The organism is Arcticibacterium sp. GJ41-1 (assembly GCF_055808875.1).
The window spans coordinates 3,332,299-3,347,542 of record NZ_CM147888.1; the positions used below are offsets into that span (position 1 = coordinate 3,332,299).

The 15,244-nt window shown below is 37.2% G+C and carries 15 protein-coding genes; 12 read left to right on the forward strand and 3 right to left on the reverse strand.

Annotated features, from left to right (window positions below; genetic code table 11):
* Positions 1-18 precede the first annotated feature (18 nt).
* From AC0L6O_RS13805 to AC0L6O_RS13825, 5 genes are all read left to right on the forward strand, one after another.
* A complete protein-coding gene (locus tag AC0L6O_RS13805; RefSeq protein ID WP_473303140.1) occupies positions 19-432 on the forward strand; it encodes an RrF2 family transcriptional regulator in 414 nt (137 codons plus the stop codon).
* 247 nt (positions 433-679) lie between these two features.
* Positions 680-1,162 carry a hypothetical protein gene (locus AC0L6O_RS13810; RefSeq protein ID WP_473303142.1) on the forward strand — a complete coding sequence of 161 codons (483 nt, stop codon included), beginning with the start codon at positions 680-682 and terminating at the stop codon, positions 1,160-1,162.
* An 11-nt stretch (positions 1,163-1,173) separates the two neighbouring features.
* Positions 1,174-1,752: a DUF975 family protein gene (locus AC0L6O_RS13815; protein ID WP_473303144.1), complete on the forward strand. Its 579-nt coding sequence runs from the start codon at positions 1,174-1,176 to the stop codon at positions 1,750-1,752.
* A gap of 67 nt (positions 1,753-1,819) precedes the next feature.
* A complete protein-coding gene (locus AC0L6O_RS13820) occupies positions 1,820-2,806 on the forward strand; it encodes a glycosyltransferase (RefSeq protein WP_473303146.1) in 987 nt (328 codons plus the stop codon).
* 21 nt (positions 2,807-2,827) lie between these two features.
* On the forward strand, positions 2,828-3,220 hold the full coding sequence (locus AC0L6O_RS13825; protein ID WP_473303148.1) for a hypothetical protein: 393 nt from the start codon (positions 2,828-2,830) through the stop codon (positions 3,218-3,220).
* A 16-nt stretch (positions 3,221-3,236) separates the two neighbouring features.
* Here AC0L6O_RS13825 and AC0L6O_RS13830 read toward each other — a convergent pair whose 3' ends face one another.
* Positions 3,237-3,830: a 2OG-Fe(II) oxygenase gene (locus AC0L6O_RS13830; RefSeq protein WP_473303150.1), complete on the reverse strand. Its 594-nt coding sequence runs from the start codon at positions 3,828-3,830 to the stop codon at positions 3,237-3,239.
* 133 nt (positions 3,831-3,963) lie between these two features.
* On the opposite strand from AC0L6O_RS13830, the gene AC0L6O_RS13835 reads away from it, so the two are divergent.
* From AC0L6O_RS13835 to AC0L6O_RS13845, 3 genes are all read left to right on the forward strand, one after another.
* A complete protein-coding gene (locus AC0L6O_RS13835; RefSeq protein WP_473303151.1) occupies positions 3,964-5,619 on the forward strand; it encodes an FAD-dependent oxidoreductase in 1,656 nt (551 codons plus the stop codon).
* Between the two features lie 131 nt (positions 5,620-5,750).
* Positions 5,751-6,215 (forward strand): GtrA family protein, encoded by a 465-nt coding sequence (locus tag AC0L6O_RS13840; protein WP_473303153.1) that lies wholly within the window; start codon positions 5,751-5,753, stop codon positions 6,213-6,215.
* Between the two features lie 160 nt (positions 6,216-6,375).
* Positions 6,376-6,909, forward strand: a complete 534-nt coding sequence (locus AC0L6O_RS13845) for a dihydrofolate reductase family protein (RefSeq protein WP_473303155.1) — start codon at positions 6,376-6,378, stop codon at positions 6,907-6,909.
* 58 nt (positions 6,910-6,967) lie between these two features.
* On the opposite strand, the gene AC0L6O_RS13850 is transcribed toward AC0L6O_RS13845, so the two are convergent.
* On the reverse strand, positions 6,968-7,267 hold the full coding sequence (locus AC0L6O_RS13850) for an RNA recognition motif domain-containing protein (RefSeq protein ID WP_111370490.1): 300 nt from the start codon (positions 7,265-7,267) through the stop codon (positions 6,968-6,970).
* A gap of 639 nt (positions 7,268-7,906) precedes the next feature.
* Between AC0L6O_RS13850 and AC0L6O_RS13855 the strand changes: the two genes are divergently transcribed.
* The 4 genes from AC0L6O_RS13855 to AC0L6O_RS13870 all read left to right on the forward strand — a co-directional run bounded on the left by AC0L6O_RS13855 (position 7,907) and on the right by AC0L6O_RS13870 (position 14,518).
* Positions 7,907-9,421, forward strand: a complete 1,515-nt coding sequence (locus AC0L6O_RS13855; protein ID WP_473303156.1) for a BCCT family transporter — start codon at positions 7,907-7,909, stop codon at positions 9,419-9,421.
* 111 nt (positions 9,422-9,532) lie between these two features.
* On the forward strand, positions 9,533-11,257 hold the full coding sequence (locus AC0L6O_RS13860; RefSeq protein ID WP_473303158.1) for an FAD/NAD(P)-binding protein: 1,725 nt from the start codon (positions 9,533-9,535) through the stop codon (positions 11,255-11,257).
* Between the two features lie 223 nt (positions 11,258-11,480).
* Positions 11,481-13,760, forward strand: a complete 2,280-nt coding sequence (locus tag AC0L6O_RS13865) for an NADP-dependent malic enzyme (protein WP_473303159.1) — start codon at positions 11,481-11,483, stop codon at positions 13,758-13,760.
* The gene (locus AC0L6O_RS13870; RefSeq protein WP_473303161.1) at positions 13,760-14,518 is read left to right on the forward strand and encodes a glycosyltransferase family 2 protein; all 759 of its coding nucleotides are present in this window, start codon (positions 13,760-13,762) and stop codon (positions 14,516-14,518) included. Before AC0L6O_RS13865 ends, AC0L6O_RS13870 begins: the two co-directional genes overlap by 1 nt.
* Here AC0L6O_RS13870 and bshB1 read toward each other — a convergent pair whose 3' ends face one another.
* Positions 14,519-15,244: a bacillithiol biosynthesis deacetylase BshB1 gene (gene bshB1 / locus AC0L6O_RS13875; protein ID WP_473303163.1), complete on the reverse strand. Its 726-nt coding sequence runs from the start codon at positions 15,242-15,244 to the stop codon at positions 14,519-14,521.

Genomic DNA, 15,244 nt, shown 5'->3' on the forward strand with positions numbered 1-15,244 from the left:
AAACCCCTTAAATAAGATATGATTTCGAAAAAGGCGAAATATGCCCTAAAAGCCCTGAAACACCTAGGAACAAAATTTGAGGTAAAGAAACCAACACTCATCTCTGAGATTGCCGAGGCTGAAAACATTCCAAAAAAATTTTTGGAGGCTATTCTATTAGAATTAAGAAATAATGGCCTTTTGCAAAGTCAAAAAGGAAAAGGCGGCGGCTACTTATTAAGAATTCCTCCTTCAGAAATAACCTTTGCCAAAGTTTTAAGAATTATTGACGGTCCTATAGCACCACTACTATGTGTTTCTCTTAATTTTTATGGGCAATGCGAAGACTGTACCACCGAAGAAGAATGTAAACTACGTCCTATTTTAGGTCAAGTGCGAGATGCCAATTTGGCGGTATATGAAAAAACTACCCTTGCCGATTTAATTGGTTAGTTCACCTTGAAAAAGAGAAATGACACTAAGCTCTAAATTCACATTAGTATAAGATATCTCTGCTAAAATCAGCAAAAAGTGCCTTAAAATGCTTAAAAGAGCTCATTTTTCAGACAATAGAAACAAACAAAAGCATAAAACCATTTATATTAATAAAGAACCGCTTGACTAATAAGCGGTTTGAAGGTTTTGAAACCTAGCATAAAAATGGTAATCTTGACCACGTTAAACCAAACAAAAAAAGCTAATGAATCAATCTTTACGACCTACTTTTCTTACCGTCTTGTGCATACTGACGTTTATTGGTAGTGGTTCCTCCATTTTCAGTTCATTTTCTAATTACCAAAATGCTGAAGTAGCTGTAGGTGTAGGTAATGAAGCTCTAGAGGAAGTGATGGACAATATTGAAGATGAATTAGACTCCGAAGAAGAGGCCAATATTTTTCAAAAAATCATGGGCTCTGTAACCGACGGTCTCACCGTAGAAAATGTAAAAAACATAGCTCTAGCAAATGGAATTTCAGCTATTCTTACACTTATAGGAGCTATTCTTATGTGGGGTTTAGATAAGAAGGGTTTCTGGCTTTACATATTTGGAACAATAGTAGCCATAGTAGCCCCAATCATGATTTATGAAGGAATGATGGGAGCCATGGCTGGCGGTGGAGCAGCATTCATCGGAATCCTATTCTGTATTCTATATGGCGTTAATGTTAAACATTTAAGATAAAAAAATAGCTCATGAAAAACGTAGACATTATTAGTAAATCGAGAGACCTACTGGAAGGCAAATGGTTGCCAGCAATAGGGCTAGTTATAATTTTTTCACTTCTAACCAGCTTGCCTAATAGGTTAGATGACAACCTTTCTTTTCTTAGCATAGTAATCGGTGGGCCACTTAATTTAGGCCTCGCCATGTTTTTCCAAAAGATAGTTCGTGGTCAAAATTCAGGAATAGAAAATCTTTTTGACGGATTTAGAAACTACCTGCAATCTACTGTTGCCTTCATTTTAACCCTTGTGGTAGTTGCTATCGGGTTCATTCTTCTTGTAATCCCTGGGATAATAATGGCTATGGGACTTTCCCAAACCTTCTTTATTATGGCAGACGATGATAACATTTCTGGTGTAGATGCCATGAAAAAAAGCTGGGAGATGATGGATGGTTATAAAATGAAATATTTTCTATTATCCTTAATTCATATGGGAATGGCCATTCTTGGAATTTTAGCTTTAGTGGTGGGTATTTTTTATGCATTGCCCATAATTTATAATTCCATGGCACTATTTTACGATAAACTCAAAATGAAAGAATTGTAAGCTCTTCAAAAAATGCTCTCTTTTAAGAGGGCATTTTTTATATACATAGTATTCTTATTTTTGCCAAATGAGCCTAGCAAACGTCAGCATTTTAATAGCGGCAAGAAATGAGGAAACTAACCTTCCTACCCTGCTACGCTCAATTTCTGAGCTCAGCTATGATAAAGATAAGCTAGAAGTCATTTTTGGAAATGACGCTTCCACGGATAATACAGCGGAAATACTTGAAGAATTTGCAAGTCAAAATTCTTATGTAAAAGTTATTCACCTAGAACCTAAAAAAGAGAGTGAGCAGCTAAAAGGAAAAGCGAGAGTGCTAGAACAACTAGCTAAACAGGCCACAGGTCAATTCTACTTCTTTACAGATGCAGACATTGCCCTACCTCCAGATTGGATACAGGGAATCTTAAAACACTTCACATCAAAAGTCGGTGTGGTGGTAGGCTTGACAACTTTAAACCAAGACAGTATCTGGTCAGCCTTTCAGGGCATGGAGTGGCTCTCCGCCTTGCACATCATGCATGTACTTTCTAAAAACAAGATAGCCTCTACAGGCATGGGAAATAACATGGCTGTGAGCAAAGAAGCCTATTGGGAGGTAGGAGGTTATGAAAAAATAGGCTTTTCCATTGTAGAAGATTTTGCCATATACAAAGCTATCTTAGATGCTGGCTTTGACTTTAAACAAGCTTTCACAAAAGATGTCTTGGCATACACCAAACCACCAGAACGCTTCTTTGAGCAAAGAAAAAGGTGGTTAAAGGGAGGTTTTGAAAGTGGAAGTTCTTTGCTATTTACTGCCATGATTCAGATTTTATTGTTTCCAATAATCCTCTTACTACTTTTTCTTAAAATTCAGTTTGCTTTCTATATTATCCTTTACCTCTTGCTATTCCATTTTGTTCAAATCTGGTACATTGAGAAGAAGCTAGATTTAAAAGGTTATTTGAAATACGTTCCGCTATTTGCATTATACATGCCCATTTCATGGTTTTTACAGTTTGTAGTATTTCTTTGGCCTTCAAAAACCATTTGGAAAGGAAGAGATTACTAAATTGCACTTTTTAGAGAACATATGATTTTAGATTACCTTCCAGAGATTAATAACTTCGGCGAAAAACTAGTTCGCCTGTACGACTTTGATAGCAAGCAAGCTTTAGAGTTTGCTAGAGCTTTGAAGAAAGTAGTGATTGACGACCTCCAAGTACTTGATTTGGCTACCCTTCCTTTCATTGATAGGAAAAACTGCAATCTTTTATTAAGACTTTCTTATGAGGATGAGGGTGTCAGAACCAACAATGAGCAAACATTCTACTGTGATTTGACACTAGATAGCTATGTAAAAATGCTTGCATTAATACATCCATTTTGTACCAAAGAAACACGTTCTCATCAATACCTTTATGATATCGACACGCCCATAGATTTCCTGTTTTCACCATTAGGAACATGGGAAATGGAAATTTAAGTAAGAGCTATAACAATTAGCCAACTTTTAGCCAACCCGTCACACTCATTCTATTCTTTTGATTGACTAAGACCTCATGGTCAATTTCATCACTCTTAAAGAAAACACATCTACCGTTTAAGGGTGCAATGTTTTGAGGACTGCCAGTGTGATATACACAAAGCTCTCCCCCATCTCCTTCTTGCCAGTCGTCATTTAAATACATAATCATGGAATATGCTCTGGCATTATTCCCGTTAAACTGGTCAAAATGACGTTTGTAAAAGCTGCCTTTTTCATACAAAGCATAATGAAACTCATAAGAGGTAATTCCTGCATAACAGGTTTCATTTAAATACTTTATAAAAGCATCCATGAAATCAAAGAAGCTATTTTCATGCTCGTTATTATGATTTCTGTCTAACCAGTAAATCATATCACTTCTGATTTCCTTATTTAATTGTAGATTTTGGAGGCTGCCAATGCCTGCGGCCTTCATATGCCTTTCAGCATAGAGCGATAACAAATTATTCTTAAGATTGTCTGATAAGACTGTACTCAAGAAATTTTCAAAAAGCCCAACTTTATTAACCATAAAGCTGTCAATAAGCCCCTCAAAGGATGTTTCCAAATAACATGATATTGAACCCTACTCGGCATATAACCGAAAGTGGGGCAAGTTATATCTTTTTATTTCAATTATATTTAGAGCTGGAAGCAATTATTTTCTTTGCTTTTCAAATCAATATTCAACCATTATAAAAATGAAAACAAATTTCAAGACCTTATTTCTCCTAACATCACTCTTTCTAATGGCTGCCTGCCAAGGAGAGCAAAGTAACACGCAAAAGGCTGATGTCATTATTTATGGCGGAACCTCCGCCGCACTTTCCTCTGCCGTGCAGGTAGTAAAAATGGGTAAAACAGCCATTATAGTCTCTCCAGATAAACATTTAGGCGGAATGACTTCTTCGGGCTTAGGCTTTACAGACACCGGAAACAAAGAAATCATTGGCGGCTTAGCCAGAGATTTCTATCAACGTATTTACGATTATTATCAAAAACCAGAGACTTGGAAACACCAAAATAAAGAGGATTATGGAAACGTGGGACAAGGAACGCCCGCAATAGATGGTGCTAACAAGACCATGTGGATTTTTGAGCCTAGCATAGCAGAAAAAGTTTTTGAAGATTATATCAAAGATTATGACCTAAAAGTATACCGAGACCAATGGCTAGATGCGGTAAACATGGAAGACGGTAAAATAAAATCAATTACCACCTTAGATGGTCAAACCTATGAAGGAAAAATGTTTATTGATGTAACTTATGAAGGAGACCTTATGGCGGCCGCAGGAGTCAGTTATACGGTAGGTAGAGAAGCAAACAGCCAGTATAACGAAACATGGAATGGTATTCAGGTGGGCGTTCTTCATCATGGTCACCATTTTGGCGACAGAAAAATAAGTCCTTACAAAATAGCGAACGACCCTACGAGTGGCTTGTTACCAAGAATTTCTGCTGAAAACCCAGGCATACGCGGCGAAGCCGACAATAAACTACAAGCATACTGCTTTAGAATGTGCTTGACTCAAGATGTGAACAACCGCATTCCGTTTACAAAGCCAGTTGGCTACGACTCTACTCAATACGAGCTTTTGCTACGTGTTTTTGATTCTGGATGGAGAGAGACCTTTAATAAGTATGACCCTATCCCTAATCATAAAACTGATGTTAATAATCACGGGCCATTCAGTACAGATAATATTGGAATGAATTACGATTACCCTGAAGCCTCTTATGAAAGAAGACAGGAAATCATCAAAGAGCATGAAACTTATCAAAAAGGGCTGCTTTATTTCATAGCTAACGACCCAAGGGTCCCAGAAGATGTACAAACAGAAATGGCTAAATGGGGCTACGCCAAAGACGAATTTGCAGATAATGGAAACTGGCCATATCAAATCTATGTACGTGAAGCTAGAAGAATGGTAGGCGACTACGTAATGACCGAAAACGAAATTCAAGGAAAGAAAGCGGTTAACAGGTCAATAGGAATGGGCTCTTACACCATGGATTCACATAACATTCAGAGATATGTAACAGAAGATGGTTATGTTCAAAATGAAGGAGATATAGGAGTTCACCCAGAAAAGCCTTATCGCATTGATCTAGGCAGTATACTTCCTAAAAATGGCGAGTGCTCTAACCTTCTGGTACCTGTAGCTGTATCAAGCTCGCACATTGCTTTTGGCTCTATAAGAATGGAACCTGTTTTCATGATTCTAGGACAAAGTGCAGCTACTTTAGCAGGTTTAGCATTAGACAAAGGTGTTGATTTAAAAGAAATCTCTTACGAAAGCCTTAAAACTGAATTGGAGAAAGAAGGTCAAATTTTAGAATATTCAGGAGGACATTAAAGCCGAAACATGAAAATCTAGCATAATATTAGCCCAAGGCCTTTTACATCTTGGGCTAATAAAATTTTTTATAGTATTATTGTTAGTTCAGAATACTTCAGCCATCTATTTTAACCTCTTAAATTCATCTTTTGTCAAAATTCTCGGCTTACCAAATCTTAAAAAGGAGGAAAACTTTTATAGCTTACTTTTTTGCAGCTACCTGCGGCGTGGTGGTGCAATATGTGGTTGGTACCATTATTTGTATTCGTTATTTAGGTCTACCTTTTAATACCGGCGTTTCTTGGGGATATTTAGCGGCAATACCCGTTGGTTTTTTCCTTTCAAAAAACATGGCTTTTGGAGCCAAAGAATCTGGTAATACTAAAAGTGAAATCTTAAAATACCTACTCACCCTAGTTTTCTCCTATATTATTACGGTAAAAGGTGCGGAGTTTACCTTATGGAGTTTAACAGAAATGTTTGGAGAATTAACTGCTCATATTCCCTTTACTAAAACTGAATTTAGCCCTATAGGTACCTTTAGCCATTTTGCAGGCATGGGCTTTAGTTTTATATTCAACTACCTAGCTCACAAGAAGTTCACCTTCGCATAAAGCTTTTTAATTGTGTCATTTTTCTCTAAATTGACATTAGAATCAAAGTATTCTCAAATCTGACCGAAAATGGTAATATAAAAAGCACGCTACATCGCTCTAATTAAAAAGTCAAAACAATCCAGTTTTGACCATTACCAAATTTAATATACGTACAAGAATGAGAAATATAGTTTACTATGTGGCTATGTCTTTAGATGGCTACATCTCAGGCATAAATGATGACATTAGCCAATTTAAAGCCGAAGGAAATGGCGTCACACAATATCTAAAAGACCTAAATAATTATGACACCGTCATAATGGGCAGAAAAACCTATGAGTTTGGCTACAAATACGGTTTAAAACCGGGACAAAAGGCTTACGAACACATGAAACATGTAATTTTTTCAGAAACCTTAAAGTTTGAAAACACTGCTGAAGGAGTAGAAATATCTGAAAGAGACATTCATAAAATAAAAGAACTTAAAAAAGAAGAAGGAACAGCTATTTACTTATGTGGAGGAGGCACTTTTGCCGAATGGCTGCTAGAGCATGAATTGATTGACCAAATTAAAATCAAACTAAATCCTTTTTTAATGGGAGAAGGTACCAGACTTTTTGGAGAATCTAAGAAGCAAGTCTGTCTAGAATTAATAGAATCGAAGCTTTATGAGCATGGTCTTCAAATAATGTCTTATAACATCAAATACTAGGGCATAAAAAAAGCTCCTGCAAATGCAGGAGCTTTTCTGTGATTACACACGATATATATTAATATCTACTGTTGAAACCACCACCACGGTTTCCACCGCCACGGCTGTCTCTGCTTTCTCTTGGTTCAGCTTTCTTCACTACGATAGTACGACCGTCCATTTCGGTGTCGTTCAACGCGTTGATAGCGTTTTGAGCTTCGTCGTCGTTAGGCATTTCCACAAAACCGAATCCTTTCGAACGGCCAGTGAACTTGTCCATGATAATCTTAGCTGAATCTACAGCACCGAATTCAGCAAAAGAGCTTTCTAAGTCAGCCTCTTGAGTATCGTAGTTTAATTTTGCTACAAAAATGTTCATAAAAAAATATTAAAAAAATTAAAAAATTGGTCTCGCTTAATCAGTGTTGATTAACGAGCCGAATACAAATGTAGAACTAATTATCTCATTATTAGTTCAGAATCATAAAGGTAATTTTAAGAAATCATTACCAAATTATACAAACAATCGACTAAAAAAACGCAAAAAGGCTCATTCAAGAGAATAGAAGCCACTTTTCCCAAAAAAAAAGACTTAAAATTATTTTTACTTTTTTTTACTTTTTTTTCAATTTTCAATGAAACTTTTGAAATTCCACAAGTTTTTTCAGCCTTTTACCATCAAGACATTCTTTTGAATACTGCTGTTCGTTCAATACTCGGAAAGTCAAAATCTTTGAATTCTACAATTTCCGCAAAATTTGAGCCATTAAATAGTTGGAAAAAATACTTAAGCTTGAATTATGCGGGGTGCTTACTCTTATACAAAAGTTAAACTTGTGAGGTACCTCTCAAGCTCTATTCCCTCTTTGACTTTTATTCTATGGAAAGCTTTTGATTTCTAGCTTATATAAAAAGTAAGAAAATACTACTGGCCTGAAGGTAACTTAACCACTTACCCCAAAGAACATGAAGAGCCTAATGTTTGTATTCCCAATAAGTTTTTGGAACTTGGAATCAGATGAAATTGAACAAAAAAAGCCTAAACAAACCCGTCTTTTTCCCTCCTTTAATTGTTCTAGTCCTTACGGTGGCTTACGGCATTTATGCACCCGAAGAGTTTCTTTTCATGGTTAAAAGTGCCAACTCTTGGATTTTGGTACATTTTGGCTGGCTTTTTACTTGGAGTAGCTTCCTCTTTTTGATATTAATTTTAGCCGTATACTTCTCGCCTTTGGGTAAAACTAGGTTTGGAGGTAAAGACGCTAAACCCACTTTGACTAAATGGACTTGGTTTGCTATTGCCATTTGCACCACCACAGCGTCTGCTTTAATCTTTTGGGCATGTGCTGAGCCACTTTACCATTTAAACAGTCATACAGATGGTTTAAACTTGCCTATAGGCTCCAAAGAGGCCGCAGCCTTTTCTATGTCAACTTTATTTATGCATTGGAGCTTTACTCCTTATGGAATTTACACTGTAGCAGGCCTAACATTTGCATATGCCTATTATAATCTCAAACAGCCATTCAGTATAGGAAGTATGATGTATCCATTATTGAAAGAAAAATCTCATGGAAAGTTTGGTGACATAGCTGATATCATTTGCCTGTACGCTCTCATATTGGGCATGTCGGCTTCTTTAGGTGGAGGCTTGCTAGCTATTATGGGCGGTTTAGAAACTAATTTCGGTATTAGCAGCTCTTCAAATCTTATGCTCGCAGTATGCGTGGTAATAGTATGTACCTTCATTATTTCGTCGGCCACAGGATTGACAAAAGGCATTAGATTTTTCTCCAATATTAACATTAGTATTTTTATAGGACTGGCAGTTTTAGTTTTTATTCTTGGACCTTCTAAGGAAATAATTAGTGCTGCCTTAAGTGGTACAAAAGATTATCTAATCAATTTTTTACCAAGAAGCCTTAATATTAAATCAGGTATTCAAAAAGAATGGTACGACAACTGGACCATCTATTATTTAGCAAACTGGTATGCCTGGGCACCTATTACTTCCCTGTTCCTTGGCAGGTTGGCACTGGGTTATACTGTTAGAGATTTTATCAACTTCAATCTTCTCTTCCCTTCCATATTCGCCATTATCTGGATGAGTATTTTTGGAGGTACTACCCTCCATTTTGATATTCTAGGAAACGGAGAGCTATTTAATTACATGACCGAATTTGGGGAAGGGAATGCCATGTATGCTATGTTTTCTAAACTACCTTACGGCAGAGTAATGAGCCTGTTTGCTCTCGCCATGCTCTTTATTGCATTTATTACTGCTGCAGATTCTAATGTATCGGCCATGAGTGCTCTTAGTTCAAAAGACATTCACCCTACCAGCCCAGAGGCTGCCATCTGGATAAAAGTAATTTGGGGAGTACTTATTGGTACTGTTTCTTACATTATGCTAACATATGCCGGAATAGATGGTATCCGAATTTTATCTGTGCTGGGCGGTTTCCCTTCTATGTTTCTAATTATCATAGCGGCTTTAGGCCTTTTAAAAATGTTGATTTATAGCAAACCATAAGCTTCCTATTATATAGTTCCAATTGTTTTTTAGTACCTGCATCTTTCTTGCTTGAAATACGTATTTTCAGTAAATAAAACATTGTAAAAACTATATAATCAAGAGCTAATTATGCACACCAAAGTTTTAGGAATTATTGGTATTGGACCAAGAGGTCTTTATGCTTTAGAAAATTTCATAAAAGCACTGCATGACTTATCTGATATCCATATTTTGCTTTTTGAAGAAACTGGTAATTTCGGAAATGGACAGGTTTATGATCTGAAGCAAGCTAAGTCTAACTGGATGAACGTATCAGAAAGAGTCTTATCGCTAGAGATGCGGAAGACCATAAAATTAGCAACTATTGAGATTCCCTCTTTCCCTTCATTTCACAACTGGATAAACGAAGACTATGAAGAAATCTCTCTTGAAAAACCTGACTATTATCCGCCAAGGGCAAAAATTGGTCAATATTTAAGTGAACGCTTTCAGTCAATTTCTTCACCACTTTTAAAGGCAGGAAAAGTAAGTTTATTGACAGAAAAAGCAGAAGATATAGAAGTCAAAGACAATGGGGAAATTTGCATTCGCACCAATAAGAATTCTTATGACAATGTAAACGAGGTACTTCTCACCATTGGGCATCAGCCCACAAAACTTGGTAAACAGATACAAGACTGGTACCATTTTGCATCATATAATTCTACGCTCAAGCTTTACAAAACACCCTACCCTATCTATGATTATTTAAATGGTTCTCTTCTTACTTCTAAAAGCAAAATTGGTATTCGTGGCTTCGGTTTAGCTATGATAGATGTAGTCAGAGGTATTAGCGAGAAGTTTGGCCATTTCATTATAGATGATAAAAAAACGAGAGCATGCCACTACAAAAGCTCTCATGATATCAAGGGTATGCTAATTCCTTTTTCATTAGATGGCTTACCACCCGCTCCAAAACCCCTTAACGGAGTAATAGATGAGTGGTTTAAACCTTCTGAGGAAAATTTATCTGTATTTGAAAGTAAAATAGGTAACAAGAAAACTCAGAGAAGTGCAGAAAATACACTGTTTTTGATTGAGGCTTTTTCCTCCATTGCCGCAGCTGTCTATCATAAACTTACAAATGCTTATTTAACAGAAGAGCTAAGTTTAAATCAAACCGAATATCTAATTAAGCAATGGCTGCTTGACCAAAAAACAGAGCACCCCGCCCTACTTTCTCAAAAACAGCCTACGGTCAAAATGATGCAAGATTTTGTAGACATGGCTACCGGAAAATCAGCGATAAGTTTAGACTATTGCATTGGCCAAGTTTGGCGATTTTGTCAACCATCCATTTACAGCCAACTTTCGTTTAACGAATGCTCTATAAAGGTTTTTGCAGATATCATTACGCTAGATGAAAGTACTAAACGATACTCTTACGGCCCTCCTGTGGAGAGTATACAACAGATGATAGCTCTGGTTAATGCTGGAGTAATGAACTTGGAAATGGCAAATAATCCTTCGTTTGAACTGAGTCCAGAAGGATGGCAAATCAAGTCAAAAGAAAGTTCACAAATAGCCAATATCATGATAGATTCTGTTTTAGACCCTCCAAAAATTGAATCTGTTAATGCTCCAATTGTAGAGAAACTTCTTTCTAACGATTTGATAGAAGCAGTGCATGATGATTTAGGAGTAGACACCTTTGAAAATGGGTATGTAAAATCAGCAAATGCCAACAATAATGTTCCAATTGCTTTACTCGGTCGTTTGGCAAAAGGAACTATCATTGGGGTAGATGCCATTGCGGAGTGTTTTGGCGAAAGACCCAAAAAATGGGCTAAAGAGGCCGCCACTATATTTAGGTAAATAACTGATAACTAAGCTTATCATAATCATTTGTTTAAGATTAACATCCTTGTATATTTTGAGCAATTATTTTCAAATTATAGGGCGTTCGCTTTTGAAAAAGTACTCCTATCAATTACCCGTTTCAATCTCATACAATGAGAATTGAATCATTTTTTAATACTCTATTGAGAAAAGGAGATTTGAATGTCTAAATTGCTGCCAAATTCATCTTTTGTAAGAAATGGACAAAAATCAAAACTTAAACAAAGAAGCTCTTTTATATCATTCGAAAGGCAGACCGGGTAAAATTGAAGTTATACCTACAAAGGAATACGCCAACCAAAGAGACCTCTCGCTCGCATATTCACCAGGTGTAGCAGTACCGTGTTTGGCTATTGCAGAGAATAAAGACGACGTTTATAAATATACTGCCAAAGGCAATTTAGTAGCGGTAATCAGTAATGGAACTGCGGTTTTAGGCTTAGGCGATATTGGCCCAGAAGCTAGTAAACCTGTAATGGAAGGCAAAGGTCTTTTATTCAAAATATATGCGGATATCGATGTTTTTGACATTGAGTTAAATACTACCGATGTAGACGAGTTTGTTAGAACTGTCAAAATCATGGAGCCTACTTTTGGTGGGGTCAATTTGGAAGACATTTCTGCTCCAGCTTGCTTTGAAATAGAAGAAAGACTTAAAAAGGAATTAAATATTCCTGTGATGCATGATGACCAGCATGGAACGGCAATCATCTCTGCTGCTGCTTTGATAAATGCCTTAGAAATAGTGGGTAAAGACATTGAAAAAGTCAAAATCATTGTGAATGGAGCTGGTGCTTCCGCTATTTCATGTAGCAAACTTTACGTCTCTTTAGGAGCAAAAAAAAAGAATGTTTTTATGTTTGATAGCAAAGGACTTATTCACCCAGAAAGGGATAACCTTTCTGGTAAAAAAGCAGACTTTGTCAATGATAATATGGCTCCTGAAACTACTTTGAGCCAGGCCGTAGATGGTGCCGATGTATTCATTGGTTTATCACGAGGTGGAACATTGAAAAAGGAGATGGTCAAAACAATGGCTAAGGATTGCATAGTTTTTGCCATGGCAAATCCTGACCCAGAAATTACTTATGAAGATGCCACTAGCGTAAGACAAGATATCATCATGGCCACAGGTAGGTCAGATTATCCTAACCAAGTTAATAACGTACTAGGTTTTCCTTATATTTTCAGAGGAGCTTTAGACGTAAAATCGAGTGAAATTAATGAGGCCATGAAACTAGCCGCTGTTCATGCACTAGCTGATTTGGCAAAGAAACAGGTACCAGAAATGGTGAACCTTGCTTACGGAACGGATAACCTGACTTTTGGAAAAGATTATATAATTCCAAAACCGGTAGACCCACGTTTGCTTACTTCGGTAGCTCCTGCCGTAGCAAAAGCCGCTATGGATTCTGGGGTGGCTAAAAGCCCAATTACAGACTGGGATGAATATGAATTACAGCTTTCAAAAAGGCTTGGTCAAGACAACAGTCTTTTGAAAATCATTCACAATAAAGCTAAGCAGAACCCGAAAAGAGTAGTTTTTGCAGATGCTGAGAATATTAACGTACTAAAAGCTGCTCAAGAAGTGGTGAACGAGGGCTTGGCTATTCCAATACTTCTTGGAAACAAAAAGACAATTTGTGAAATTATAGAGAGTAATAGTTTAGACCTAGATGGTGTAGAAATATTAGACCCATCTCAAGCCAACCCTAAAACTCTTGACGATTACGGAAATCAGTTTTACGAGCTAAGAAAAAGAAAAGGATTTACGCATGATGAAGCTCATGGCATCATGAAACGTCGTAGCTATTTTGGAGCCATGATGGTTAAAAATGGTGCTGCTGATGCTATGATAGGTGGTCAAACAAGAAACTATCCAGAAACTATCAGACCTGCTATTCAAATTATTGGAAAGCGTCCTGGGCTTAGAAAAGTATCTGGAATGTACATTCTTATGAGCCGTTTTGGTCCTTTATTTTTGGCAGATACCACCATTAATTTTGACCCATCGGTAGAAGAATTAGTAGAAATAGCAGAACTAGCTGCCGAAGAGGTACGCAAGTTTAATATCACCCCAAGAATAGCTTTCTTAACATACTCTAACTTTGGCTCCGTGGCCGAAGGGCCCGCTCCTATGCGTATGAGAGCTGCCGTGGCAGAACTTAAGAAAAAATACCCAGACTGGATTGTTGATGGTGAAATGCAAGCTCACTTGGCCTTTGACCATGAGTTGCTAAAAACCAACCATCCGTTTAGTGATTTGGCTGATGGAAGTGCAAACACTTTCATTTTCCCTAATTTATCTTCAGCTAACATTGCCTATAACATGGTAAAAGAAATTGCAGATATTGAGAAAATAGGACCAATAGTGATGGGGCTTAAAAAACCTGTTAAGATTTTGCAGATGGGTGCTAGCGTTAGAGAAATAGTTAACATGGTTTCTTTAGCCGTGGTAGATGCTCAAAGAAGTGAATAATGCCGAAGGTTTCTATCATTACTATAACGTATAATGCAGAAAAGGTTTTAGAACGCACCATTAAGAGTGTTATTAGTCAAACCTTTACCGATTTTGAGTACATTATAGTAGATGGAAATTCTAAAGACAAAACCAAGGCTATTTGCGAGCAATACTCGCAGCACATTGATACGTTTTTATCTGAAAAGGATGAAGGCATTTATGATGCCATGAATAAAGGTCTCCGCTTAGCCAGCGGAGACTTTGTTTGGTTTATGAACGCGGGTGACGAAATAGCAACTAGTAAAACCTTATCAAACATATTTTCTAAAGTAACTGCTGAAACCGACTTAGTTTATGGCGATGCACTTTTTGTAAATGATGATGGAATAGCTAGAGGACTACGGTCGGAGCTAACTCCTCATAAGCTAAAAACTGATATAAACTGGAAAGACTTACGCTTTGGCATGTTGGTGTGCCACCAGGCGCTGTTGGTGCATAAAAGCATTGCTCCTGCTTATATTATGAATAATCTTAGTGCTGATGTAGACTGGGAAATTAAAAGCTTTAAAGCATCTAAAAAACAAGTGTTTTTAGATGAGCCTCTATCTAATTATTTAGAAGGTGGTGTTTCTAATCAGCAGCTTGAAAAATCTTTGAAAGATAGATTTATAGTCTTGAAAGAACATTTTGGATTAGTTCCTACCCTATTTAATCACTTGATAATTTTACTAAGAGGCTTGAAAAAAATATGGACCAATAAAGGTAAATATTGGTAGCTAGGATAACTTCATTAAGTCCGAAACGCCTTGGGTTTGATACGAAGTAAAACCCTCGCCATATCTCACTCCTATTTTGTGCCCCATTTCTCTGGCACGAGCTTCTACAAAATTTAAAAAGTCAGGAGACGAAATATAACTCTGCGGGTCCGCACTATTTGGGTCATAAAATTGACTCCCAAAAGCTCTTATCGCTTTATCTTTCACATCCCAAAAATCAGTGATATCAATGACAAAATTAGGCTCAATATACCTATCCTGAATATAATGGTAAAGATGCTTTGGACGCCATTCTTTTTGCGGTGAGCCATCTTCATTAAAAGTAGGCACCATTCTTAGTCCTGCATAAAAACACGCATCTACTGCCAATGCAGATGACCTACCATGGTCCGGATGCCTATCTTCAATGCCATTTGCTAAAACAATTTCTGGCTGATACTTACGAATAACCTGCATTAACTTCACCTGGTGCTCTTCGTCGTTTTTAAAGAAACCATCTCTAAAACCAAGGTTTTCTCTAGCAGCCAAACCCATCACTTTGGCTGATGCCGCAGCTTCTTCATCTCTAATTTCAGCAGAACCTCTTGTTCCAAGCTCTCCCCGTGTAAAATCAACGATACCTACTTTATAGCCCATAGAAATGTGCTTTGCAATGGTTCCGCTACAACCCAGTTCGGCGTCGTCTGGGTGAACAGCCATCACCAAAATATCTAATTTTACAGCCAT

What these genes read in the sequence shown, in the direction of transcription:
- AC0L6O_RS13805 (WP_473303140.1), top strand. Translation starts at nt 19, where the DNA reads ATGATTTCGAAAAAGGCGAAATATGCCCTAAAAGCCCTGAAACACCTA.
- AC0L6O_RS13810 (WP_473303142.1), top strand. Translation starts at nt 680, where the DNA reads ATGAATCAATCTTTACGACCTACTTTTCTTACCGTCTTGTGCATACTG.
- AC0L6O_RS13815 (WP_473303144.1), top strand. Translation starts at nt 1,174, where the DNA reads ATGAAAAACGTAGACATTATTAGTAAATCGAGAGACCTACTGGAAGGC.
- AC0L6O_RS13820 (WP_473303146.1), top strand. Translation starts at nt 1,820, where the DNA reads ATGAGCCTAGCAAACGTCAGCATTTTAATAGCGGCAAGAAATGAGGAA.
- AC0L6O_RS13825 (WP_473303148.1), top strand. Translation starts at nt 2,828, where the DNA reads ATGATTTTAGATTACCTTCCAGAGATTAATAACTTCGGCGAAAAACTA.
- AC0L6O_RS13835 (WP_473303151.1), top strand. Translation starts at nt 3,964, where the DNA reads ATGAAAACAAATTTCAAGACCTTATTTCTCCTAACATCACTCTTTCTA.
- AC0L6O_RS13845 (WP_473303155.1), top strand. Translation starts at nt 6,376, where the DNA reads ATGAGAAATATAGTTTACTATGTGGCTATGTCTTTAGATGGCTACATC.
- AC0L6O_RS13850 (WP_111370490.1), bottom strand. Translation starts at nt 7,267, where the DNA reads ATGAACATTTTTGTAGCAAAATTAAACTACGATACTCAAGAGGCTGAC.
- AC0L6O_RS13855 (WP_473303156.1), top strand. Translation starts at nt 7,907, where the DNA reads ATGAAATTGAACAAAAAAAGCCTAAACAAACCCGTCTTTTTCCCTCCT.
- AC0L6O_RS13860 (WP_473303158.1), top strand. Translation starts at nt 9,533, where the DNA reads ATGCACACCAAAGTTTTAGGAATTATTGGTATTGGACCAAGAGGTCTT.
- AC0L6O_RS13865 (WP_473303159.1), top strand. Translation starts at nt 11,481, where the DNA reads ATGGACAAAAATCAAAACTTAAACAAAGAAGCTCTTTTATATCATTCG.
- AC0L6O_RS13870 (WP_473303161.1), top strand. Translation starts at nt 13,760, where the DNA reads ATGCCGAAGGTTTCTATCATTACTATAACGTATAATGCAGAAAAGGTT.
- bshB1 (WP_473303163.1), bottom strand. Translation starts at nt 15,244, where the DNA reads ATGGCTGTAAAATTAGATATTTTGGTGATGGCTGTTCACCCAGACGAC.